This is a genomic window from Virgibacillus salarius (genome assembly GCF_039521925.1).
In the GTDB taxonomy this organism is placed as follows: domain Bacteria; phylum Bacillota; class Bacilli; order Bacillales; family Amphibacillaceae; genus Virgibacillus; species Virgibacillus salarius.
In genome coordinates this window covers 1-24,110 of record NZ_BAAACY010000074.1, presented here as the reverse complement: position 1 = coordinate 24,110, position 24,110 = coordinate 1, and the positions used below count along the sequence as shown (strand labels likewise).

Annotated in this window: 23 protein-coding genes, 1 other RNA gene and 1 riboswitch; of the genes, 1 reads left to right on the top strand and 23 read right to left on the bottom strand. The window is 36.1% G+C overall.

Features of this window, described 5'->3' with window-relative positions; all coding sequences use genetic code 11:
- Nucleotides 1–7 precede the first annotated feature (7 nt).
- From ABDZ84_RS09840 to ABDZ84_RS09750, 19 genes are all read right to left on the bottom strand, one after another.
- Nucleotides 8–2,170 carry a YhgE/Pip domain-containing protein gene (locus tag ABDZ84_RS09840; protein WP_026679954.1) on the bottom strand — a complete coding sequence of 721 codons (2,163 nt, stop codon included), beginning with the start codon at nt 2,168–2,170 and terminating at the stop codon, nt 8–10.
- Nucleotides 2,171–2,680: 510 nt separating this feature from the next.
- The gene (locus ABDZ84_RS09835) at nt 2,681–3,796 is read right to left on the bottom strand and encodes an ABC transporter permease (protein ID WP_343781294.1); all 1,116 of its coding nucleotides are present in this window, start codon (nt 3,794–3,796) and stop codon (nt 2,681–2,683) included.
- On the bottom strand, nt 3,793–5,046 hold the full coding sequence (locus ABDZ84_RS09830) for an ABC transporter permease (protein ID WP_026679956.1): 1,254 nt from the start codon (nt 5,044–5,046) through the stop codon (nt 3,793–3,795). The genes ABDZ84_RS09835 and ABDZ84_RS09830 overlap by 4 nt, the downstream gene beginning before the upstream one ends.
- A 12-nt stretch (nt 5,047–5,058) precedes the next feature.
- Entirely contained in the window at nt 5,059–5,991 is a 933-nt protein-coding gene (locus tag ABDZ84_RS09825) for an ABC transporter ATP-binding protein (protein WP_026679957.1), read from the bottom strand.
- Nucleotides 5,992–6,184: 193 nt separating this feature from the next.
- A complete protein-coding gene (locus ABDZ84_RS09820; RefSeq protein ID WP_166529813.1) occupies nt 6,185–6,826 on the bottom strand; it encodes a response regulator in 642 nt (213 codons plus the stop codon).
- A 16-nt stretch (nt 6,827–6,842) separates the two neighbouring features.
- Complete coding sequence (locus ABDZ84_RS09815) at nt 6,843–7,715, bottom strand: sensor histidine kinase (RefSeq protein ID WP_228088995.1); 873 nt, start codon at nt 7,713–7,715, stop codon at nt 6,843–6,845.
- A 578-nt stretch (nt 7,716–8,293) separates the two neighbouring features.
- A complete protein-coding gene (locus ABDZ84_RS09810) occupies nt 8,294–9,097 on the bottom strand; it encodes a cytochrome c oxidase assembly protein (RefSeq protein ID WP_240455857.1) in 804 nt (267 codons plus the stop codon).
- 644 nt (nt 9,098–9,741) lie between these two features.
- Entirely contained in the window at nt 9,742–10,590 is an 849-nt protein-coding gene (locus ABDZ84_RS09805; protein WP_343781290.1) for an SAM hydrolase/SAM-dependent halogenase family protein, read from the bottom strand.
- Nucleotides 10,591–11,748: 1,158 nt separating this feature from the next.
- Nucleotides 11,749–12,264, bottom strand: coding sequence for a DNA-deoxyinosine glycosylase (locus ABDZ84_RS09800; protein WP_121604814.1), 516 nt, complete (start codon nt 12,262–12,264; stop codon nt 11,749–11,751).
- A 201-nt stretch (nt 12,265–12,465) separates the two neighbouring features.
- On the bottom strand, nt 12,466–12,654 hold the full coding sequence (locus ABDZ84_RS09795; protein WP_121604813.1) for a DUF4083 domain-containing protein: 189 nt from the start codon (nt 12,652–12,654) through the stop codon (nt 12,466–12,468).
- Between the two features lie 34 nt (nt 12,655–12,688).
- Entirely contained in the window at nt 12,689–13,159 is a 471-nt protein-coding gene (locus ABDZ84_RS09790) for a hypothetical protein (protein WP_121604812.1), read from the bottom strand.
- Nucleotides 13,160–13,188: 29 nt separating this feature from the next.
- Entirely contained in the window at nt 13,189–13,572 is a 384-nt protein-coding gene (locus tag ABDZ84_RS09785) for a hypothetical protein (protein ID WP_026679964.1), read from the bottom strand.
- A gap of 157 nt (nt 13,573–13,729) precedes the next feature.
- Complete coding sequence (locus ABDZ84_RS09780; protein ID WP_343231056.1) at nt 13,730–14,023, bottom strand: phosphotransferase; 294 nt, start codon at nt 14,021–14,023, stop codon at nt 13,730–13,732.
- Between the two features lie 250 nt (nt 14,024–14,273).
- The gene (locus ABDZ84_RS09775; protein WP_161629260.1) at nt 14,274–14,411 is read right to left on the bottom strand and encodes a hypothetical protein; all 138 of its coding nucleotides are present in this window, start codon (nt 14,409–14,411) and stop codon (nt 14,274–14,276) included.
- Between the two features lie 679 nt (nt 14,412–15,090).
- Nucleotides 15,091–15,288 carry a hypothetical protein gene (locus ABDZ84_RS09770; protein ID WP_121604810.1) on the bottom strand — a complete coding sequence of 66 codons (198 nt, stop codon included), beginning with the start codon at nt 15,286–15,288 and terminating at the stop codon, nt 15,091–15,093.
- A gap of 450 nt (nt 15,289–15,738) precedes the next feature.
- Nucleotides 15,739–17,160: an MDR family MFS transporter gene (locus ABDZ84_RS09765; RefSeq protein WP_121605871.1), complete on the bottom strand. Its 1,422-nt coding sequence runs from the start codon at nt 17,158–17,160 to the stop codon at nt 15,739–15,741.
- A gap of 314 nt (nt 17,161–17,474) precedes the next feature.
- Nucleotides 17,475–18,767 (bottom strand): nucleobase:cation symporter-2 family protein, encoded by a 1,293-nt coding sequence (locus ABDZ84_RS09760; RefSeq protein WP_166529805.1) that lies wholly within the window; start codon nt 18,765–18,767, stop codon nt 17,475–17,477.
- Nucleotides 18,764–19,351: a xanthine phosphoribosyltransferase gene (locus ABDZ84_RS09755; protein ID WP_166529804.1), complete on the bottom strand. Its 588-nt coding sequence runs from the start codon at nt 19,349–19,351 to the stop codon at nt 18,764–18,766. Before ABDZ84_RS09755 ends, ABDZ84_RS09760 begins: the two co-directional genes overlap by 4 nt.
- A 561-nt stretch (nt 19,352–19,912) precedes the next feature.
- Nucleotides 19,913–20,014, bottom strand: a riboswitch (purine riboswitch).
- Between the two features lie 78 nt (nt 20,015–20,092).
- Entirely contained in the window at nt 20,093–20,461 is a 369-nt protein-coding gene (locus ABDZ84_RS09750) for a VOC family protein (RefSeq protein WP_026682698.1), read from the bottom strand.
- 166 nt (nt 20,462–20,627) lie between these two features.
- On the opposite strand from ABDZ84_RS09750, the gene ABDZ84_RS09745 reads away from it, so the two are divergent.
- Nucleotides 20,628–21,386, top strand: coding sequence for an arylamine N-acetyltransferase family protein (locus ABDZ84_RS09745; RefSeq protein ID WP_343781286.1), 759 nt, complete (start codon nt 20,628–20,630; stop codon nt 21,384–21,386).
- Between the two features lie 59 nt (nt 21,387–21,445).
- On the opposite strand, the gene ssrS is transcribed toward ABDZ84_RS09745, so the two are convergent.
- The 4 genes from ssrS to ABDZ84_RS09725 all read right to left on the bottom strand — a co-directional run bounded on the left by ssrS (nt 21,446) and on the right by ABDZ84_RS09725 (nt 23,752).
- Nucleotides 21,446–21,629, bottom strand: a non-coding RNA gene (gene ssrS, locus ABDZ84_RS09740) — 6S RNA.
- 66 nt (nt 21,630–21,695) lie between these two features.
- Nucleotides 21,696–21,953, bottom strand: coding sequence for a sporulation protein (locus ABDZ84_RS09735; RefSeq protein ID WP_371413948.1), 258 nt, complete (start codon nt 21,951–21,953; stop codon nt 21,696–21,698).
- Between the two features lie 3 nt (nt 21,954–21,956).
- Entirely contained in the window at nt 21,957–22,097 is a 141-nt protein-coding gene (sspL, locus tag ABDZ84_RS09730) for a small, acid-soluble spore protein L (protein WP_080668749.1), read from the bottom strand.
- A 50-nt stretch (nt 22,098–22,147) separates the two neighbouring features.
- Nucleotides 22,148–23,752 carry a fatty acyl-CoA synthetase gene (locus ABDZ84_RS09725; protein ID WP_321133308.1) on the bottom strand — a complete coding sequence of 535 codons (1,605 nt, stop codon included), beginning with the start codon at nt 23,750–23,752 and terminating at the stop codon, nt 22,148–22,150.
- Nucleotides 23,753–24,110 lie beyond the last annotated feature (358 nt).

Genomic DNA, 24,110 nt, shown 5'->3' with positions numbered 1-24,110 from the left:
AATTATTTTAATGAAACAATCCAGACTCCTTCGATTTTTCTTTCAGTTTATTTGTTTGACGATTTATAATTGGTTTTAAGAATGCACCCATGAATACAGCTGCTAGACCAAATATACATAGGAATAATATATCTCTCGTTGCTCGTTCCCAAACAATTCCGCCTACTGCTTCTCGCATCAGATCGATACCATACGTAAACGGCAAGAATGGATTAATTGCTTGGAAGAACTCTGGCAATAATACAACTGGATATGTTCCACCAGCACCAGCAATTTGTAGTACAAGTAGTACGATAACCATTGCTTTCCCAACATCACCAAAGACCGATACAAGTGTATAGATAATTAGCATAAAGATGGCACTAATGAGCAGTCCAAAAAGTATAAACCATATTGGATGTGCTACATCAACATGTAATAACAGCATATCTCCTGACGTAACAATTAGCGTCTGTAACAAACCAATTGTAATAAAGGTGAATAGCCGTCCAAAATACATTTCCCTTCCGGTGAGATTTTCTTGATGGTGAACATCTGCAGCTAATAGGGAAATTAATAATAGCCCCCCAACCCAAATGGCTAAAACTGTGTAAAAAGGCGTCATACCTGTACCGTAATTCGCAATTGGGAACAACTTATTCTCATTAAGCTGAACAGGCTCAGCAAAGAAGCCTCTCTCTGCCTCTGGATTATTCTGTAGTAGTTGGATAATCTCATTAATATCCGTTTCGCCTTGAATATCACGAATCCGATCTGCCAGTTCGTTCACTTTGCTATTTACATAAGGGTACTCATTTAATACCTCTTCTAAAACTTTTTTCCCGTCACTTAAATTTCCTTCCGTACTAGACAAGATACGTTTAACCTCAGGTATGGTGTCCTTAATTTCTACCAAGATATTTCGTGCATCGGCTAAGGTGTTTTTAGCACGGTCAATCTCTGCCATAACAGTTGGCTCAATATTTTCTTTATAATCCTTTACAAAAGCATCAATATTCGTAGCGGTATTTGCCGATAGTTGCTGTAAGTCATTAATCGTCTGATCTACTTCTGTTTTCTTCTCGTTAATAAACGATTCTATTTCTTTATTCTTATCCTGTACAGCTACTAATCGGTCCCTGATAGCTGCTAATTGTTCTTGAGCCCTCTCAATCTGCTCGTTACTCGTTCCCTCTTCATTATTTTGTTTTTGTAATTCTTCCAGCGCTTGTTGTACGGTATCAATTGTTTTGATACTTTGATTAACCTGCTCATTTATTTGTTCCGTAAGCTGCGAACCATTACTAAAATCAATCCCTGCGTTTTGGATGTCTTGGATAAATTTATTTGTTTTATCTGCTATTTCTTGTACTCGATTTAAATCTTCTTCTATTTTCGGTGCCATTTCTTCTAATCGAGTTTCTGCCTTTTTAAGAAATGCTGTTGTATTATCGATGGTTTTCAATCCATCGTTTGTTACGCCTTCAGCCTTCGGCAACAGACCTTGAGCTTTATTTATGATAGCTTGAGCACTATTCGCATCTGTCATTGAATCATTTAATAAATCATGAATCTCTGGTAATTTTTCTTCCATATTAAAAATATACTGCTCAAATCGTTTAATGTCTGGTAAATCTTTTTCCAATTCAACGCCCAAATCATTAAATAAATCGAAGATTACACCATTAACTGTCGAAATAAATGTACTGCTAATTTGATCAACGATTACCGAGGCACCTTTTGATGTAATCTTAGGTGCAATAGCATTAATTTTTTCATTCACATAATATTCAATATCTGCCTTCTCTGGTTCATCCTCAACTACTGTTCCAAGCTTTTGAGAAAAATTCTTCGGTATAACGATAACAGCAAAGTAATTTCCATATTCCAGTTCATCCATGGCTGTTTCTCGATCGGTGAACTTCCAATCCATTGATTTATTTTCTTTAAGGTTTTCCACCAAATCATTACCCGCATGGATATCCTGATCTCGAACTGTTGCTCCTTCATCTTCATTTACAATACCTATTGGAATCTGGTCTGTTTGGCCATAGGGATCCCATGAAGCTTTAATATTCAACCATGCATATAGCGATGGTAATAAAATTAAGCCACCTATTAAGATGGCAGCGACCCAATTTGTACTAATATTTTTCATATCCTTCGAAAAAATCTTCCAGGTGTTTTTCATTTTCATCAACCTTCTATCTGTAAAATTAGTGAATGGACATTCACTTTACACGAAACGCGTGCCCAAAAGAATAGATAGCACAATCATAGTAACATCTATAGTTTTCATGAGGCGGGGACAAAGGTGTTTTAAATTAATAACGAACAACTAGCATGATGATTCGTGCAACGAAGCTGTTCTCTCTAGAAATCCACTTCGCTTTTTAGCGACTGATGAGCCTTTTCATGCTGATATAGTATGTGGTTTCACTAATACCCATTCCTCTCGTAGAAGTCCATTCCAATCCTCATTATGAAATAGCCTTTAGATACTTCTAAAAACGATCATGTATAATGCATGATTATAACAACCTAGAACCTGTAAATCCAGCTATTTAAATATATCATAATAATCATAATAATCTGAACTAATTTTTAAAACAGTTAGTTATATCGTATGAAATTTTCTCCATATCATACTCTTCTTTATTACAGTAAAAAGAAGATCGACTTTAAATGCCGACCCTCTTCCTTAAATATGTCTTCGCTCCATTAAATGGATACCTATACCTATCATAACAACGCCCATTAAAATTAAAATACTGATCGGATAGAGTAAATGCTGTATGGAGTAATTATAGACAACTGCCCCATTTAATATTTCCATTCCATATGTTAATGGATTAATCTTTGATAGTGCTATTAATGCATTTGACTCAACAATTTCGATTGGCCAATAAGCACCACCAATCATTGCCATACTAACAGCTATAATTGGTAGAATTGCATTAAACTGTTGAACATTTTTTACTAGTGCGGTAATCAATAGTGCTAATGCTATGACTGCAAAAACATATGGAATTATTAATAATAGTGTATCGTAGAATCTTCCATTAAAATTAACTCCAAATCCATATCGGAACAGTAAGAATATCACAAGCACCTGTAAATAACCCTCAAAGAAACTATATAGCATATTGGCAACATACATTTCCCACTTCTTAACCGGAGACAATATGATCCGATCCCATAATCCTTCGTTTTTCTCTGTTAATATTGGTAATACATTATAAGCAATTGTATAAATGACAAAGAATAAACTAAATCCAAGCAATACTTGAAATGTCGGATTATACACAACAGCATCAGAACTCGTAAACCCCTTAGAATCAACAGTAAATACGGGATCATTCATAGACTCTTCCATGTCATAAAGCAATAAATCCTTTTGCTTATTACTAACCATATTGGCAGCATCCACTATATTTTGTTGCTGATAATAATGAATATATGCCTGACGAACCATATTTTCTACCATACGAACACGAACAGAGTCAACACCAACTATAACTTGATAATTTTCCTCTTTTAGAATTACACCTACTTCAGCTTTTCCGTTTTTAAGATGCTTCAACATTTCTTCCTTCTTCATTTCTTGAAGGTCAAAGGACGTAGATGCTTTTAATTCAGACATGATTGTAGTATCTCGCAAGTGTTCATCCACTATCGTTACTGGAACCCTAATTGCATTACTTCCTCCAGTTATCCCCATAATTAAGGCAAAACCAATAGACATGCCAGTGAAGATAAGGAAAGTCCATGGATTTCGAATAAATTGTCTAGCTTTCGCAAATAAAATACCAATCATACCGCTTCCCCCCTTTTAGGGAAAGTACTCGCTGCAATTAGAATCATTGCCATTCCAAATAAGCAAAGAAAAAGAATATTTGAACTTATCACTGAAATATTGTCTCCTCTTAAAATGCTTAGATATGCTGACATTCCAGCACCATTTGGTGTTAAATTGCCAAGTGTCTGAATGAAAGTTGAATTATCTCCAATTGGATAAAAGCTTCCTCCCATCAAAGCCATAAGAGAAACAACAATACCAGAAAAGAAATTAGTTACGGTCTCAGAATGCAAACGATAGCTTATTGCGGTTAACAGAACTGCAATCCCTCCTACAGCAATAGAAAATGCAAACGTGACTAGCAGTAATGCCATGATATTGGGCCAACTAACTCCAAAGGTAATCCAAGCAAAACTGAATATAATTCCAAGATGTAAACATCCAAAAATCATACCTGACAGCAATATGCCAGTAAAATATACCCAACGAGACATATTTCCAATAATTATTCGGTTAAATACAAATATTCTTTTCTCCATAAAGGCAAGCGAACCAATTGTAGCAGCAATATATAACACAGTCATAACAGCCATTCCTATTGTATAATACCCCTTAGAGGTCACCGGATTTTTTTGATTAATCGATTGTTGATTATTATTCAATAGAGCTGTTTCTACAGCAAGCACTTGTTGGTCGATTTCCTTTTCTTGTAAAAATGAGGCTAGTGTATATTGTCGCTGTAGATCTTCCAGTAAACTACGAATAACACCTGCTCCAATTTGTTGCTGTTCATTTTCGTATAGTTGTAATTTAGGTTTATTTCCTTCCCCAAAAATTGTATACGACAAAAAATCGTGTGTGAATTTCCGAGGAATTTCAATAACAGCAGTATAGGTATTATCATCTAAAACCGCTTGTTTCTCGCTAAAAGGTACTTCTCTAACATCAATCACTCCCTTTAATTCATCATTCGTTAGAATTGATTTTAATGTTTGAATCGGCGCGATATTAGTTACATCGCTTTGTTCTACCTTTGTTCCTTTCGGATTGTCGATACTTGCTAAAAAGTTTTCCACTTGCTCGTTCTCAGGCTGATGCTCAATTAATGCTAATTTTACCTTTAAACCAGAACTATCACCATTCATCATACTGCCTAGCGCATTCCCTAATATCAGAATCAATATAATCGGTAAGCCAATAAGGAGTAATAACTGAACAGGATTTCTTATTAATAACAATGCTTGTTTTTTTATAATTTGACCTATCATATCCATATCCTCCTAATCTCGTAATGCTCTTCCGGTGAGATGGAGGAATACGTCCTCTAGTGTAGGTGTTTTAATAGCTACCGAACTTAATTCCAAGGATGCGTCCTCTGCCATTTTAATTAGAGTTGAGAAAATATTAACCTCTTTAGCTACCATTATCGTTATTTCTTTCTCTTCTACTTGAATGTTATTTACCAAAGGGTGCTCTTTTATTTCCTTTATAAACGCTTCATTCAGTCGGTCAGCTTTAATAGATATTGTCTTCTCCGCGGATAAAATTCGCTTGATATCATCCTTTGTACCAGAAGCAATTAAGTTTCCTTTATCCATAATATAAATGCGATCACATAAAAACTCTACTTCCTCCATATAGTGACTTGTATAAAGTACGGTAATATTTCGTTCTGCATTCAACCGTTTAACTGTCTCCAAAATGTAATTACGAGATTGGGGATCGATTCCAACGGTTGGTTCATCCATAATAATTAATTCTGGGTCATGTAATAGTGCTACACCAATATTTAATCTGCGTTTCATTCCTCCAGAATATTTCTTTACAATATCTTTCCTTCTATCTTTTAGACCAATAAGGTCTAATACTTCATCCATTCTTCTTTTTAATTCCGCTCCTTTTAATCGATAAATTCTTCCAAAGAATTGTAGGTTTTCTTCAGCAGTTAAATCGTTATATAGTGCAATTTCCTGTGGTACAATACCTGTTACCTTTCGAAGTTGAGCTGGCTTCTTTAGTATACTGTTATTATTAAATCGGACATCTCCTGCTGTTGGCTCAACCAATGATGACATCATGGATATAGCTGTCGATTTTCCTGCACCGTTTGGTCCAAGCAGTCCTATAATTTCCCCTTTTTCAATAAACATATTTAAATTTTTGACTGCATATTGCTGTTTAAATCTTTTGGTTAGATCTACTAATTCAAGCACCTGCATCTCCTCCCTTATCCTTAGTTTACGTGGATTGCCACAAATATCATACTATCTGAAGTCATGGATTATCTGGTAATTTATATGACGGAGGTCACCATGAAGTATTAGAAACATACTATCTAACACATTAAAAAACGTGCTATAGGATAAAGAATAGATATCCCTAAGCACGTTTTGATCTCCCTAAAACTTATTCTGTAATATCATGTTTAACTGCAAATATGGCCAGTTGGGTACGATCCCTCAACCCCGTTTTTTGTAAAATTTGCGTAAGGTAATTTTTAATTGTTCCAATAGATAGATGTAGCTCCAAAGCAATTTCTTTATTTGTTTTTCCTTCACCAATTAATCTGGTAATGCATAGTTCCCTTTCAGTTAAAGAAACATCTAATGATGCTTGCTCTTCACGGGAACGTCGGAGTAATTGTGGTACTACTTTTGCTGCTACCTCATCATGAAGTGTCATACCTCCATGCATACAGCTATATACAGAATCAATGAGCTTTGTTGATTCAGACGTTTTCAATAAAAATCCATTTGCGCCTTCCTTAAGAGCCTCCAATGCATACGTCTCATCATTAAATGTTGTTAATATAAGAATTTTTACATTTGGCCAATTTTGTTTGATGACTCTAGTAGCATCGATCCCATTCATGACAGGCATACGTACATCCATCATAATACAATCGATGAAATGCTTATGTAATATCTCTATTGCCTCTTTTCCATTACTTGCTTCATGTGTCACGCGAATCTGTTCATCCTGCTCAAGGATGACTTTCAGCCCTTGTCGCACCATAACCTGATCTTCAACTAATAGAACACGCCACATTTAATTTTCCCCTTTACTAAACAGGTATCATTCCAGAAACAATGAATTTCTTTTCTGTGCGATATATTTCCATACTCCCCTTAACTTCATCCACCCGTTTTTTCATATTTGTTAATCCAAACCCTTCAGTGAACGGTTCAGAGTCAAATACAGCATTACTAATTTCAAATGAAACAGCTCCAGTAGCTGCTTTTCCTAAGGTAACGTCGACTTCCCGTGACTGGGCATGTCGCATTGCATTTGTTAATGCTTCTTGAATAACACGGTATAGAACAACACTTTTTTGATTGGTTAACGGTATGGATAAGACACCCTGTTTCACTGTGAATTGAACAAGCATATGACTTTCTGCTTCTAATTTGCGAATTAAATGGACAACTGTAGAAATACCCTCATGCTCTTCTGTTTGTAATGCCGATACTGCCTGTCTAGTTTCCTCCAGACTTTTCATTGCCATCTCTTTTAAATCCTGATAATCTGCATCCTGATGTGTTATGGATAACATTTCTAATTTCATAATCAAAGCTGTTAATCGATGACCAACAGAATCATGCATATCTCTTGCAATTTTTGTTCTTTCCTCCAAGCGTGCATTTCGTTGTGCAGAAAGGTTTAAACGTTTCGATTTACGATATTCTCCCAATAATTGATCATACAACTCTCTTTGCTCGTGTCGCATCACCACGTGATGATTTAAAGATAAAATAAGAATGATACATAAAACAGTACTAATGATGATTTCAATGAAAAAATCTCCTAACGAGTACGCATAAAGAATGGACATGCTTCCATTAAATAATAGATAATAATATAAATTTTTTGTAGAGAGACGATAGCTCGCATCAATTGCCAACATTTGTAAATAAAGAATCGGTAGCAAAGATTCCATCATCACCCATCCATGGGATAACCCAATTACTGATAATATAAGATAATGAGTAAGCAGGGCTCGATTTAATGAAAGTAAACAGAATAAAGCAAAACTTATAGCAAACGCAAGAAGACTTACAGCAATGTTGGTACTATCCTGAACTATAAAAAGTACCCAAAAACCGCTGATGAAAGAACCTCTTATCCAAAAGTACATCATTTTTCTACTCCAACCTTTTCCAAAGCTAAGCTCATATTTCAATAATTTTTTCCACCAACTTGCTTCTCTAGGGATTGTCTTTCTTTTCATGTCATACATTTTTTTACTTTTTAAGCATGCTTCTGCGATAAGAAGGATGACATTGTGTAAATGAATGAGTGAAACTTCAATCGATGTGGGTTTTGTTTACCCCTCACGGATTAATAGTATCTAAAGGGTACCTAAAGGCCTTTAAACCAATCGGACATTTACTGGCAGTCGATCATCCACCTTATCCATATTGGTTTTACTTTAATGCTTGAAGTGAGGGTCTTACTGCCAGTTATATGTGGGATAAATTAAAGATAACAAATATCTTTGCTTATTAGAACATATTTTTAATTTTCTTTTACACGAAAATTTTTAATCATTACACCACCAAACACGACAGCATGACCACTAATTAGTATACTTCCACCGATTTTTTGTTCGTTAAGTGGATTAAATGGTAGGAGTTCTGCGAAAAATTCCTTTGGCAATGTATCCCAATCCGGTATACAGTACTCTAAGGCAGCCGTAAGCATACCAATATCTGTATATACGGTATATAAACTTTCTTTGGACAAGAGATAAATCAAAAACAACGGAATAATTAGAATGATATTTGCTAAACAATACCTTTGTTTTGCTTTTGCCATGAGGGCATTTTTTGATAGAAGTGGCAACCATAATAAGATCGCTGCAAAAAATAATGCAAACAAATAAAAATAATTTAAATAATAGTCAACTTTTACATAATCAAAAATAGGGGGATGATGGTATAGATAAAACATCCCATAGAATAAGAACAAACTAATAAAAGGATTAGTCAACCAATACAATCCTTTTTGAACAGGTGCTATGGAAGGAATCTTTTCCAATATTCCTTTCTTAAACCCAACTATTAAGAGTGGAGGAACAACGAGTAAGAGCATAACTAATTGAATCATATGAAAGCTAAACGTAACTCTACCTAAAATATTTACAGGTGTCCCGAGAGCAATGAATAACCCGACTAACCCACTTATAAATAGGATTGTTTTTTTAATCGAATCTTCTTTTCCCTTAGGTAGCAAAAAAAGATAGATATTAATTAAAAACAATACGAGCAGTAAAATACCACCGTTCCATTTTGTCGTAAAATCAAATTGATTTAATATCACTTCCAAGCCATTCACCTTCTTTTTTATAGTCACTTACTAAAAGTATAAAACACTTACAGCATAAGGAACTATGACATATGTCACAAATTAATGAACAGTTCTACCAATCCTTATTTTGACGTAACAAGCTCCTGCACAGTATGCTATTTCAAAAATAAAAACATACTAAGATTAGTGGGTAAGGTCATCGACGAGTGATCTTACCCACTATTTCTTTTTTAAGTTATAGTGAGGAGTGAAAGAAAGCCCGATCAAAGCTCAGGGATTACGAATTCGAATAAAAAACAGGGCTTCTTCTTTCTACAATGATGATAGATATCAAAAACAACTAAACGGCCTTAGCTCTATCGAATTTAGAGCTAAAACCGCTTAAGTCAGTTTTTATTATTTCCACTGGCTACTTGATAGGGGGCACCACTTCAAAAATTAATTATTGTTCGTTTTTTGATTAGAATCATTCATTTAGCACCTGAAATATGCGAGACTCCGACGGGAACAGCACGAGTCCGAAGATCCACTTGGTAAGCTCGTTTTCGATACCTACATCTTAATCATACGTATTGCTAACTGCATAGCTCACTATTCTCATGTTATTTGAATAGGCTGTTTTATTTCACTCCAATCTGCTTCATTCAGTCATAATTTTACGTAGATGATACTTTCGTAATCCAAATTTCCCAATTCTCTCCTGTCCCTATCTGATAGGTTTTAGCAAATGAACCTTGGTTTAGTGCGATGCCTAATTTATCTAAGGAATTCACATACACCAATGGCTCTCCTAACCGACTTTTTGCAAATGACTGGCTAAATGTCATGCTATTTTTATAGACCTGTTGTGAATGATTCATAATGGTAACATCGAGTACATCATCATATCTAATCCCCGCCTCAGCAAACAGTGTACGATTAATATTCGTCCACAGATTACCAAAACGGATGTCCAAGATGTCAATATGTCCTTTAACAATCTCCTCTTCTATTTTAGCTTCTGGCTTAGGCATACGAATAATCACATCAACATCTACTTTTGGGCCAACCTCCTCAAAATCTATAATTGCAGAAGCAAGCCTTGCTCCTGTGTAAACATAAACATCACGTCCGTGAAATGTATAAGAATGACCAGAACGTGGTAAACGATTTATTTTTTCATCAATAACACGTACCTCAGCAATACCTAGATGTTCTTTAATATGGGTTAATGTACCATTATTTGGTGTCACAATGTATTTATTATCCATCGTCTTAACAACGACACTTAATCTATCTGTTCCAACACCAGGGTCTACAACAGATATAAATATGGTTGCTTCTGGCCAATATGTAATGGTTTGGTATAAGCGATAAGAAGCCTCCCAAATATTGTATGGTGGAATATCATGGGTTAGATCGAATATTCGTAACTCAGGGTCAACGGAAATAGCAACCCCATACATTGCACTTACAGCTCCGTCACCAATACCAAAATCTGTTTGTAATACTAAATGCTTACACATCTGAATCCCTCCATATTTAATTAAAGCAGAAACGCAGCGACTGGAGCAATCAACGAAGATAAAAGAATCACGGTGAGCTTGCGAGTCGATACTGATTTAGCTTAGGGCGATTCATGAAATCACCTCGCTTTTGGGCGCTCGAGCTGCACACACACATCCACATGGGCTAATTTTATAAATTCCTAGACTATAAAAAAACACGCCTCTATCAATTACTTGATAAGGACGTTTCATTACGTGGTATCACCTTATTTTAGCTGTACGCTCACACATACAGCTTCATAAAGTATAATATAAACTCATACTCTAGCGTTGTAACGAGTACCATACCTCGTTGATACCTACTAATTTACAATATAAAATACTTCAGCACACACACAGCTTCTTGGCCATTGTTCAAAATGGAATTTACTATTGATTTAAAGATTTAACATTTAGTATACGAAGCTGTAAAAAATATTTCAAGAAAATTATTAGAATTATCACAGAAAATAAGGCAAATTACTCATTTTCTCCATTTAAATATACAAGCTTTCGTTTGATATGAAACCCTTTACTCCTACTTGTTACACAGGGCTTCACCCCTATTCATGCCCCAAAAATCAATAGGAAGTTTATACGTAATAGACAGAACTCTGTGAATTTCATACCATTTCCTAATAATTTCCACAATTTTTACACGGATTGTAGTATAATGGTGGGGACAGGACTTGCAGGGTGTAGAATGGAAGCTAAGCAAACTGCTTCTCTTTACTTGGCGACTGGTAATCCCCTAAGGGAAAGGGGCTGAAATTTGTGATTCCAATTGACAAGACGCTTGAGTTGATGTTTTCGTTCGCAACGCTTGTATTGTTGATTGTTAATAGCCGAGAAAACAAGTAATCACCCTGCCGACGGAGTTAACAAGGATTTGCTGTCCTTTGTAACGAAGTCGCCGCCCCTTGCGGATAACTGTCTGAGTCGCAAGTTGCCGCTTGCGACTCATTTGCGGTACCGTTCCCAGTTAAACAACCAATTTAATCCTATTACAAAACGATGAAAAATATTCATGATTCACACAAAGTACTTTTAAATATCTATTTACTTTTATTATACCCTATTTTTACATAGATAATCGACAAAAAACATGGATATTTGACTATCTACATCATAAATACGTTAATCATTAATATATGAAAGAATCACTCGCCATGCTTCTACTTTTCCTTCAAACGTTTTCGTATAGCGTCCTGGTATAGGGCTAGTGGATGGAAGTTTCAAAACAGTGACATGGGGTATGGTTTCTATTGAGAAATGCTTATGAAGTATGTCATAAGCCTTCCCACCGTTACAGGCTATTAGTTTAATGGAAGGGTGTTTAGCTATAAATCCAATAATGTCATTAGGAACCTCCTCCTTAATTGCTGCATCTAAGCTTCCTTTACGATAACATGTCGCAATTGTATCCCAAAGCGCAATACCATGCTGTTTACAAAAGATAATTTTATCCTCATATCTCTCCAAAAACGGTTCATTGAATAGTGTGAAAAGGATCTTCCAGAAGTGGTTACGAGGATTACCATAATATTGCTGCTTCTCTAACGATATACCTCCGGGCATCGATCCTAATATAAGTACATTCGGCCGCTTCGGTACGATTGGTTGAAATGATGTTAGCTGATTCTTTAGGTCCAATGACTACACTCCTTATTGTTTACTTTCTAGTATGCACATACAATACTTATCTAGATAAACGAAAAAACTAGTAGAAGACCTCATTATCATCCACTAGCTTTCTGATATATCATATATAGATATGGATGTACCATTACGAAAAAGTTTATGAAAACGGTTGATCGTTATCCAGCTACGCTTACATGAGAGCATTCTTCCTTACTACTTATCGACCTTGTCGCACATTAATTTATCAATTTTTTCTTCAATACGCGCTAATCGCTTTTGTTTTGTAACGTACATTTTAATACCTTTCACTAGAAGAAAAGCAATACTCAAAATTAGAACGAACATGAACAACTGTAGTAGCGCATCCCCCACATAAAATCCTCCGAGCATTAACATAGTCAATGAATTTCTCCTTCCTCATTTATTAAATGGAACTTCAAGTCCATTCACTGCTTGAACGATATAATTCAATTACTTCCTTTACTTTTTTCTTTTTCCGATCGTCCCACCATTCTAGTACTACATAAATATTGTTGATTTCTTCTAATGATATAGGTTTACCTTCATGATTAACAAGAGAATCACCTTTGGTTGAGCCAGTTCGCTCTTCTGAAATGTCAACCTTGCCATTTTTAACAGAGGCCTGAATAATATTATCTTTTTCATTAATAACCGCATGGACCTCTATATAAAATGTATCTGTTACATACTTCTCTTGCCCTTTCATATCTAAAGTTCCATTTCCTGCTCGAAATGTCTGATCTGTTAATTCAATCTCGTAGTTTTTTAATCTCCAATTCTCGCTTTCTCCCATTAAGGATAAATAAAAATTTGAATTTGATTTGCTTACATCACAGCCTATTAGAAATAATAATAATAGTATGACTGCTAAAGATAAAATTCGCATAGATGCACCTCTAATCTTATTTCAACTTCTTAACTTGACTTTTCTCTATTAAGAAAACCCTTATCCTGTATTTTTTTGACAATCGTTCGGTAGTATTTTACTAACTGTTTACCGAAGCTATCCTTCATATATAGAATGAACCAGAATAGTAAATATAAATGACCCATAATTAGTAGGATTGCTGTTATTTTTCCATTTGCCATTTGCGAGAAAATATAGGCTATTGGATTCACTTCCACAGGTCTTTCAACCGAATAAATAAAACTAATGAAAGGAATAGCGATAGTTAAAATAATGGTCGTATATGCAAAGGGTATCCATCTATCTCGAATATTACTAATAATTGCAGTTACTAAATTGAAAATAATAAAACTAAAATAAATAACCAAAAACCATGTCGGTAATGCTTCCAAATTACCTTCACTCCTTTATATAATAAATAACTTGTCTATTGACTACTACTAGATTCTTCCTTTATTCGATCTGATTGAACCTGTAACAAAAACAATTTTAAAGCATTCTTATTTAACCAATTTGTCCCCCACACATCACCATTAGCAAGCATTGTGCCTAACAGCCATATTCTGCGTATAGTGTAAATAGCGGAACACTCTGAAGATCATCTTTAGTCAATTCTCTTTGTGAGAGGTATCCTTGTAGGAAGCTATCCCAGCATTCTTGTTCTTGACGCTTATCGTTATGTAATAAATTCCACCAAGAAACTGCGACATCATAAGATCTGTAGCCAATTGCAGTAAAATCAAAGTCAAATACTTCTAATTCTCCATTATTCAAATGATGATTATGAAAAGCTCCATGACAAAGACCTATTTCCAAATTTTTCTCAGCCAATTCCTCTTTTATTTCATTTACAACTTTACATAATAATGCCGCCGATTCACCACCAAGAAAATGCCTTATTACGGGGAGAATTCGAGTTATCGGTTTATTTAGTAAATCCTCTTAATAATGTATCGTCTTTATTTAACATCGGTTTGGATAATTTAAATCGGCTACTATATAATGTTGCAAGACATCTAGTTCAAACTGAATGGCGGGCTTATCCCTCCACTGATGACGATAAACGCGATATACATATGTCCCTTCATCTCCCTTAACGATGTAGGAGGTCATTCAAACCGCTCGTTAACAAAACACAGTAATGTAAATCTTTAATCGGATAGTTTCTCAAGATTACTTCCTCTATTGATGCTTCATCGATTAGCGTATGTTTGATGTGAAGTTTTGCCATGTATGTACCCCCTATCTGTTGTAAAAGGGCGCTCATTCATAATTCCATTAGTTATCTATTTCTCCTTTTTCAACCTATACCCGAGCGTAACGTAATTGAAGCGATCTGTATACATCTAAGATTAACATTTTTTACTGCTTATTTTCATAATTGTACCAAAATTATTGTTGTTTTGTTATGATGATAGAAATCTGAATGCCAGGAAAAATGATGAATCTATCGCTTTTAATATCCTAGCCTCTTTACCGTTATTCTTAATCGATCTATGGAACTTCAAGTCGCCAGTTTGGTATAGAGTTATTCGCCTCTGTTTTTATTCCTTTGCTACTTATTATAGTTGGCTTTAAGCTTAATGTCATGCCCGTTATCCATTAACTTAAAGAGCAATTATAGTCTGGATGCTATGAAGTAGCGTCATTTCTGATCGTCAAAAACGCCATTATAGGACTAAGTTTTCTGATCAAAGAGACTGGTACAAAACACAACTTCTTTACTCAAAATACGAATAATCATATTATTAATAGGAGTATCATCGCCGCATCGTGAAACTATACGCGCTTTCCGCGGGCACAGCCAAGGGTTTTCAAAAACATTTAGAAAAACGGAGCAAAATTCGCTCAGTCCGTATCACTAAATGTTCAGATTTACGCTTCCTCTAGTAGCTATTATGGAATAATAGCTACTGCTTGACCTCCACTCCGGCTGCCCACTTCCCTTTCCGTGGGGTTTGTCCTTCAGCTAACTTTTTTAGCAAAACCCGCTCAAAAAAGTGGATCTTCAGGTCAAACATTTCCCACAGGAGTTGAAGTAGCCGGCCTTCGCTATTATCAGGCTCTACAACGCTAGCATGAAGTAACACAGCTGCTTTTATACTCACGGATAACGATTTTCACTTTACCCATTGTAAAAAAGTCAACCTATTTACTTATGACAAGAATTGTTGCACCTTCTCATAGCGGAGACTAATTACGTAGACTCCTGCGGGATTAGCGCGAGCCGAAAATCCACTTTGCAACGTGTTCTTCTTTGCAAAGTTAGTTGAGGCCGTGCCCGCGGAAAGCGAAGTAATTCGTCGGAGCATTGCCAATATACATCAAACATTTCAAAATAACTACTTGGCTTAACGCAGTCATTGCACTGATTTTATACTTTCTTAACTTTTAAAAAAAATGAAGCTGCGCCAAAAGGGCAGCTTCATATCTAAAAAATCATACTTCTCATGAACAATGACTATCAAAGCCTTTCTTCTATCTAACCCCTCAGAAAGTCAATAAAGTGAAACGTGGGGTTATTACTGCCAGTTATTCATCACTAATATGAGACAGATTCACCTTTCGGATTCCCTTTCTGTGGTTAATTTCGCTCTATCCTCTGCAGGTGTTGTCCCTTTAATAAAGAATGCTAGAACCAGGCCAAACAAGGATAAACCGGTAGCTACATAAAAGGAAATGTTTACCCCATGAATTTGTTCTAATGCGGAAGCACTTTCTCCACTATTCAATGCGGTAGCTGTCATTATTGTAATTAACAATGCGGTGCCGATGGAAGCAGCTACTTGACGCATTGTATTTGTCATTGCAGAACCATGTGGGATTAAACGATGTGATAGTTGATTTAATCCCGCTGTAGTAGAAGGCATCATGATCATCGATATTCCAAACATTCGAATGGCAAAAACAATTGTTAAATAAGGTAACGAAGTATCTGGTGTCAGTCTCGTATATAAAAAGGATGTTATGGTTAGAAGTAATAATCCGATAATAACCAAATATCTTGCACCGAACCGATCAAAGATCCTCCCATTAATTGGTGACATAATTCCCATAAGAAGGGCACCAGGTAAGATCATCAGCCCTGATTCAAAAGCTGAGTACCCAGCCATGTTTTGCATATAGATAGGGAGAATCGTTTCAGCTGCAATTAAACCAATAAAACCAATCATGCCAATAATCATCGTGATTGTAAATAGCTTATTTTTAAACACGCGAAACTCTAATATTGGTTGTGCCAAGGTAAACTGCCGAGTAATAAAAATAACTAATGAAATTGTTCCTACCAGCAATGACAAAATAACTACACTATCTGACCAGCCAGTGTTTCCTGCACTACTGAATCCATAAAGAATACCTCCGAATCCTAACGTTGAAACTATAATAGATAGGATATCAACCTTAGGAAAGGTCCGTTTCGTTATATTTTTCATTACAAAATAAGCGACAATTACATCAATGACAGCTAATGGCAATACAATATAAAATAGAGATCGCCACGGAAATTGCTCCACTAGCCAGCCTGAGACAACCGGCCCTAATGCAGGAGCGAAACCAATAACTAATCCTACAGTACCCATTGCAGTTCCTCTCTTCTCGATAGGGAAGATAAGTAGAAAAATTGTCATCATTAATGGCATCATAATACCTGCTCCTGCTGCCTGAACAACTCTTCCTGTCATAAGTATGAAAAAATTTGGTGAGATTGCACATATGAATGTGCCGATTGCAAAGGTGCTCATTGCTGTAATAAATAAACGCCTCGTTGTAAATGTTTCGATTAGAAAAGCGGTAATGGGTATCATAATTCCATTAACTAACATAAAAATCGTTGTAACCCATTGTGCCGTATTTTCTGTTAATTCTAAGTCCTCCATTATATGAGGGATTGCCGTCGCTAACAGTGTTTGGTTTAAAATTGCTAAAAAAGCACCTGTGATAAGCACAATAACGATCGGCAATTTATTTATTTCTTCCATATTTTCTATGTTTTTCTGCTTCAATCCGTATTCCCCCTTTTCCTATTAAAATTGCAGGATTAGTTGAGCATCATCCTTGTTGACGGCCGAATTCCACATGAAAAAGTACCTTCCATTCTAACAGATTTCTCGTTTTTTACAATAAAGGAGAACTGGTGAGCTACCATTACTACGGTAAAACAAGTATCTTACACCAATTTTCACGCGAGATATGGACTACACTCTATAATAAAAAATGACCAATGAAACCCCTTGCCGGACTTTCATCGGTCATTTTCGTACACCTTTTTTAGTATGGCGTAGTTTTGAAGATGTTACGCTTCTTGTTCTTTTAAAATAACTGCTTTGCTTTCTTTTCGATGAGGGATCATGTTAAATAGAATATTTAACAAAATAGCTGTTACACTTCCAGCTACAATACCATTACTTGTTAGGATTTGAATACTATCTGGTAGTTTAGCAAATAATTCAGGAACAACTGTTACCCCTAATCCCATACCCACGGAGCAAGCAATAATCATTGCATTTTCCGATGACTCGGTAATTACTGAACCTAGCATTTTAATCCCTTGAGATATTACCATACCAAACATAGCAATCATTGCTCCACCTAATACTGCCGATGGAATGATTGTCGTTAATGCAGCAATTTTTGGGATGAAACCAAGAATAATTAACATGGTTCCAGTAATCATAATGACGTTTTTCTTCTTAACACCTGTTATTTGCATTAGCCCTACATTTTGTGAAAAAGCAGTATATGGGAAAGCATTAAATATACCCCCTAATAGAATAGCTAATCCTTCCGCTCGATATCCTTTTGCAAGGTCTTTCCCTTTTAATTTACGTTCAGTCATATCCCCTAACGCAAAATAAACTCCTGTTGATTCTACCAATGAGACAATAGCGACAAGTATCATCGTAAGAATGGCTGACCATTCAAAAGTCGGAGTACCAAAATAAAATGGATGAGGCATATGAAAATAGGATGCTTCTGCAACAGATTGTAAATCAACCTTCCCTAAAAAAGAAGCAACGATGGTTCCCGCGATTAATCCTAATAAAATAGCGATAGATTGAATGAATCCTTTTGTGAATCGATATAGAAGAATAATAAACAATAATGTACCAAAAGATAAGGAAATATTCACTAAGGAGCCAAAATCACTTGCTCCTTCTCCACCTCCCATATTATTTATAGCTACAGGAATAAGTGTTATCCCTATAATCGTCACAACAGAACCGGTAACCACTGGCGGGAAGAAACGTACTAAGCCACCAAAAACTCCGCTAATTAAAATCACGACTAATCCAGACACTAAGATAGCACCATAAATAGCAGAAACACCAAACTGCCCACCGATTGCAATCATAGGTCCTACGGCAGTAAACGTACAGCCTAGCACGACAGGAAGACCAATTCCAAAAAAGCGATTATTGAGTACCTGTAGTATTGTTGCAATACCACACATTAAAATATCAATTGCAACAAGATAGGTTAACTGCTCAGAAGTTAGTCCAAGTGCGTCGCCAACAATAAGCGGAACTAAAATAGCCCCTGCATACATAGCTAACAGGTGTTGAAAGCCTAGAGCTGCATTCTTCATATGCACGTTTCCTCCTTCTTAAATGTCACGTTGCCATCAGATAATTTAGCGATATTTGCGAGAGTCTCAACGTGATATCCTTGTTGGCGAATTTTTTTGCCGCCTTCTTGGAAACCTTTTTCTATAACTATTCCTATTCCAGCAATTCGAGCCTTTGCCTGATTTAAAATATCAATCATACCAAATACTGCTTGTCCATTTGCCAAGAAATCATCCATGATTAAAACCGTATCTTCACTTGAAATAAAATCCTGAGAGATCGAAATCTCATTTGATTCTTTTTTCGTAAAGGAATATACTTCTGCCGAATACAAATGATCCGTTAACGTTAATGATTTTCTTTTTCGAGCAAATACAACTGGCACACCTAGTGTTAATCCAGTCATTACAGCTGGTGCAATCCCAGAGGATTCCAATGTTAAAATTTTGGTGATATCGAAACCTTTGAAGCGCTGAGCAAATTCTTTGCCAATTTCCTGCATAAGCACGGGGTCTATTTGATGATTTAAGAAAGAATCAACCTTTAATACAGTGTCTGATAAGACTTTCCCTTCTGATAAGATTTTTTGCTTTAAAACGTCCATGTATATCTTCCTTTCTAGCAAATGGTGTAAGATTCAAATAAAAGGTACTTTTTGTACAAATTATTGTTGGTTAGTCCGTAGCCAGAATACGCAAACGCTGCCCATCATAAACTTCACACTGAACAAGATTACATGACACATAGGAAATATGTGTGTATATTCAAGGAATCTACGTGTATCATAGCTTAGCGCATATGTCTTATTCTTACTTCGTTAAACACAACAAACCTATAGAAACCAGCCAAAGAACAAAAGCGCAAACGCCCGAATAGAAACGTAGCAACTGGAGCGATTTAACAGAGATAAAGGAATCACGGTGTGCTTGCGAGCCGATGATGACTTAGATTAAGGCAATTCGTGAAGTCACCTAGTTACTGGGCACTGGAGCTGGTCGGGACGCAGCTCCACACGCACCTATTTATCCATAGGCTCAAATTTTATAATTTCCTAGACTACAAAAAAGTCCGAGACCCATTTCCGTGTTGACCATGAACGGAACTGGTTCTCGAACTATAAAATGTCGAAAAAACGATAAGACCAATGTTTAAAGAACAAAGTCTAATCATTCCAGTAGTTTTTCATAGTCGGTTTATTTACGGTAAACCGGTAGAAACTTGCAGGCCTTATTCCTGCTATTATATGAAAATAGGAATATTTGAATGTATTTAGTATAGCATGTGACTATGAATAAACAACCCCTAATCTAATATAACTAAGATTCCAATAATTTTGATAGGGTAATCATTTCCATTCTAGAAATTCAATTCTGTTACCAAATGGATCAGACAAATAAAAACGATTTGCCCCAGGTAATCGACTATCATGAATCACAGGTATGCCATTTGTTGAAAGGTGGTTGCTCAACGCCTCTAAATTCGTTAAAGAAATGGCGGGATGTGCTTTACGAGCTGGTGAAAATGCTTCGTCTATTCCAATATGCAGCTGCACATCACCTGCTTGGAACCAAACTCCTCCGTTTCCCTGAAGTGTATCTGGTTTTTCTAGAATACGAAACCCTAGAATGCCGTGATAAAATGCAATTGCTTCTTGTTCACAATTACGAGGTGCGGCCAATTGCACATGATCTATTTTTACGTATTGAAAAGTCATAGTATCCCTCCCAATTTCTAGCATACATCATGGGTGAATTAAAAGATAATACGGATGACAAATCGACTTGTATCGTATTTTTTTATCTAGGTAAGTCACTATCATTTCATAATTGCTGTATAACATATATGATGGATGAGTAACCACTGAGCGAAGGAGTTTTAGCATGAATCATTTTATTAACGGATTTTTTAAACGGATTAAGTACAATGGTAGTACTCATATAAGCTTCAACGACATACCCACTCTTATGTTTCAATTTGCTAAACATATTCCATTTGAGAATTTAGATGTCATAAATAATGAGAGAAGCCAAGTCAGTAAACATACGTTGCAGCAGAAATTATTAGATAATCCCCGAGGCGGGCTATGCTATGAGTTAAATCCATTATTTTACTATGTTCTCCGAGAAGTGGGGTATAACGTAAAAATGATAGCTGCATCCATTATCCTTCCAAAAAACGGACTACAAGGTACACATATCTCTACTATTTTAACGTATGATGAGAGAACCTACATTGTTGATGTAGGGTTTGGATCACATTTAGCGTTACAACCTATTCCGTTAACAGGGGAAACGATCTCCTCGAGAACTGGTAACTATCGGATCGTCGAACAGCATGATGATAAAGCCATCTACGCATTAGAAAAAATAACCAATGGAAAAATCGAAGCCAGCTATACCTTCACGCTTGATGCAGTTGATGAAGAATATCTTACGAAAGTGAAAGAAATCATAAAGAAGGATGAACGATCACCGTTTAACCGTTCCATATTAGTAACGAAATTAACAGAAGAAGGACATATTACATTAACGAAAGATACAATTACAGAAATCAGACAGGGAATAAAGAACAAGCAAGAAATAAACCCAACTGTTTTTCAACAGCTTCTAGCGAATCGATTCGGCATACATGGAATGTGATGACATACCAAAAGACCAGTTTCATTCTACTGAAACTGGTCTAGTTTAATTATAAAATATAACAGGCCACATTTGCCGTATTTGTCATAAAAAGTTTTAAACCACCACTTCGCTAAGTGGGTGTTTGCAGAAACTGTCCTGCCTTCCGTTCTTTGACGGCACGGCATTTAAATTTCGATATAAAACTCCCTATTCCTACATTAGAGGTTAAAACTTAATTTAATACGTACAATGTAGCTTGTAATAACATTTTATATGTTATCTCGCTATTTTTCAATGGGAAATTATCCCTATTTTATATCAGATTTTTCAAAATAATTGCTCATACACTTCTGTCAATTCTTTTACTCTTCTGTCGTATTGAACCGATTTAGCATAAGCAATTTCATTTTCCAATACATCATTTAAATAAGTCATTTCCTCTTCACTTATTCTCTTAACAAAATCCAACTCATTTGCATAGTTGCCTCGTTCGAGCTTTCGAACGATTTGCCGACAAGTATCATTATTTATATAGTTAGATAACGATTCTCTTAAATAATCTAACGTATGATCGATCTTTCTCACCTCTTAGATTTTTGTATTCTTCTTTTTTGCTCGCTGTTCCAATTGAGATTTTGGACGTTGTTCTTGAGCATCCTCTGATAAACCTTGTGGATTTACACTACTTTGTACCTGCCGTTTACTATACTGATCTTTATCTTTAGCCAATTACAACACCTCCATTCATAGTGTTACATTTTTTTTCAAATTGTATGCTTCTATTCGTTACTATTTTCGCTCCATCCTTGATATTGTTCTCGTAAAGATCGCTTCAACACCTTTCCACTAGGATTCTTGGGTAGGTTCTCTGTAAATGCAATATATTTTGGAATTTTAAATGTAGATAGACGATCTTTACAATATGCTTCCACTATTTCCCTTGTTAAAACGCTATCTTTTTTTGGTACAATTATGGCGGACACTGCTTCAATCCAATACGGATCTGGTAAGCTTATAACAGCGACCTCTGATACACCATCCAATTGATATATCAATTCCTCTACTTCACGACTTGATACGTTTACGCCCCCAGTATTAATCATATCCTTCTTCCGGTCAATAATCGTTACATATCCTTCCTCATCCATGACACCTAGGTCACCGCTATGGAACCAGCCATTACGAAATGCTTCTTTTGTTTTATTAGGATCGTGCAAATATCCGACCATTGCATGCGGCGTCCGATGAACAATTTCGCCAATTTCTCCTCGAGCCACTTCTTGATCGTTCTCATCAACTATTTTCGTTTGTACATTTAATGACGGTAATCCTGCTGAACCAAGCTTACGTAGTTGGTCTTCTGGTTGCAAGACTGTTGCTAAGGGAGCTACCTCTGTCTGACCGTATAAATTCCAAAGTCTCGCATGAGGTAAGCGTTCGGATAATTCTCTTAGAATCTCTTTTGGCATAATAGCAGCTCCATAATAGCATTTCTGTAATGTGGATAAATCACGCTTATTAAAATCAGGATGTCTTAGCAGTGCTATCCAAACAGTTGGTGGGCAAAAAAGCTGCGTTGCCCCTGATTCCTCAACTGTTTTTAAAATTTTTTCAGGGCTAGCTTTATCAAGTATCACGCCGCTACAGCCTGCATAAATACTTGGACCTAAAAACACATGAAGCTGTGCACTATGATAGAGTGGCAGTGCATGAATAAAAACGTCATCTGCTTCCACTTTCCCATCAACGATACAGCTTACATATTCACTGACAATGCTTTTATGTGTAAGCATAACACCCTTTGGTCGTGATTCTGTTCCACTTGTATAAAGCACATGGCAGAGATCCTCATCATAAACTTCATTTTCAACTCTAGATATAGGCTGTCCTATCCTTATTTCATTAAATGCTTTCCATCCTTCTCTCATCACATGAACAGCACCCAATTGGTACTTAAATTGAATATGCAATTGCTCTGAAGCCTGATCGAGTAAATCTACATATTCATCTGAAGCAATCAAACCTATAGATCCTGCATGTTCTAGAATATACGAAACATCTTCTTTACCTAGCATATAATTAATTGGAATGAAAACAGCACCGACTCGCGCAAGAGCAAAGTTTACTACAATAAAGTCTAAGCTGTTTTTTGACATTAATGTAATCATGTCGCCTTTCTTCATACCATCAGCGATAAAAGCATGAGCTGTTTGATTAACTATATTATCTAATTCCTGATAAGTTACTTCCTTACCTTTGTAAGTGATCGCTATTTTAGCTGGGAATCGATCTGTGGTTCGCGCAAGTATATCCCCCAGCGTATTTCTTCTCGCCTGCTGTATAATTTTCCCTAGTCCATCATGCACATTTGTTTGTGTTCTCATTATCCCACTCCTCAAATGGTAAAATGATGAATGTTCCACTAGCTGAATATTATTTTTTATTTTAATTCAGATAATTACCAAAAGCAAGCTAACATATATGCGAACTACCAGTCCAATTTACCCTTTTATACGGACTAGTAGTTCGTTATGAAAAACACTACTTCCAGTTATACGTGGGATAACAAAAGCGCCAGCGGCTGATTAGAGTGGATTTTCGGACGCGTGCTGTTCCCGCCGGAGTCTCGCTTATTTCAGGTGCTAAATGAATGATTCTAATCAAAAAACGAGCGATAAGGTACCGACCCCCTGAAGTTAGAGTAAAAAATCTAATTTCAGGGGGTGTTTTTGTGGCTAAATA

Excerpts from the sequence above, each read along its gene's own strand:
- ABDZ84_RS09840 (WP_026679954.1), bottom strand. The coding sequence starts at position 2,170 with ATGAAAAACACCTGGAAGATTTTTTCGAAGGATATGAAAAATATTAGT.
- ABDZ84_RS09835 (WP_343781294.1), bottom strand. The coding sequence starts at position 3,796 with ATGATTGGTATTTTATTTGCGAAAGCTAGACAATTTATTCGAAATCCA.
- ABDZ84_RS09830 (WP_026679956.1), bottom strand. The coding sequence starts at position 5,046 with ATGATAGGTCAAATTATAAAAAAACAAGCATTGTTATTAATAAGAAAT.
- ABDZ84_RS09820 (WP_166529813.1), bottom strand. The coding sequence starts at position 6,826 with ATGTGGCGTGTTCTATTAGTTGAAGATCAGGTTATGGTGCGACAAGGG.
- ABDZ84_RS09815 (WP_228088995.1), bottom strand. The coding sequence starts at position 7,715 with ATGGAATCTTTGCTACCGATTCTTTATTTACAAATGTTGGCAATTGAT.
- ABDZ84_RS09805 (WP_343781290.1), bottom strand. The coding sequence starts at position 10,590 with ATGTGTAAGCATTTAGTATTACAAACAGATTTTGGTATTGGTGACGGA.
- ABDZ84_RS09790 (WP_121604812.1), bottom strand. The coding sequence starts at position 13,159 with ATGCGAATTTTATCTTTAGCAGTCATACTATTATTATTATTTCTAATA.
- ABDZ84_RS09775 (WP_161629260.1), bottom strand. The coding sequence starts at position 14,411 with ATGGCAAAACTTCACATCAAACATACGCTAATCGATGAAGCATCAATA.
- ABDZ84_RS09765 (WP_121605871.1), bottom strand. The coding sequence starts at position 17,160 with ATGGAAGAAATAAATAAATTGCCGATCGTTATTGTGCTTATCACAGGT.
- ABDZ84_RS09760 (WP_166529805.1), bottom strand. The coding sequence starts at position 18,767 with ATGAAGAATGCAGCTCTAGGCTTTCAACACCTGTTAGCTATGTATGCA.
- ABDZ84_RS09755 (WP_166529804.1), bottom strand. The coding sequence starts at position 19,351 with ATGGACGTTTTAAAGCAAAAAATCTTATCAGAAGGGAAAGTCTTATCA.
- ABDZ84_RS09750 (WP_026682698.1), bottom strand. The coding sequence starts at position 20,461 with ATGACTTTTCAATACGTAAAAATAGATCATGTGCAATTGGCCGCACCT.
- ABDZ84_RS09745 (WP_343781286.1), top strand. The coding sequence starts at position 20,628 with ATGAATCATTTTATTAACGGATTTTTTAAACGGATTAAGTACAATGGT.
- ABDZ84_RS09725 (WP_321133308.1), bottom strand. The coding sequence starts at position 23,752 with ATGAGAACACAAACAAATGTGCATGATGGACTAGGGAAAATTATACAG.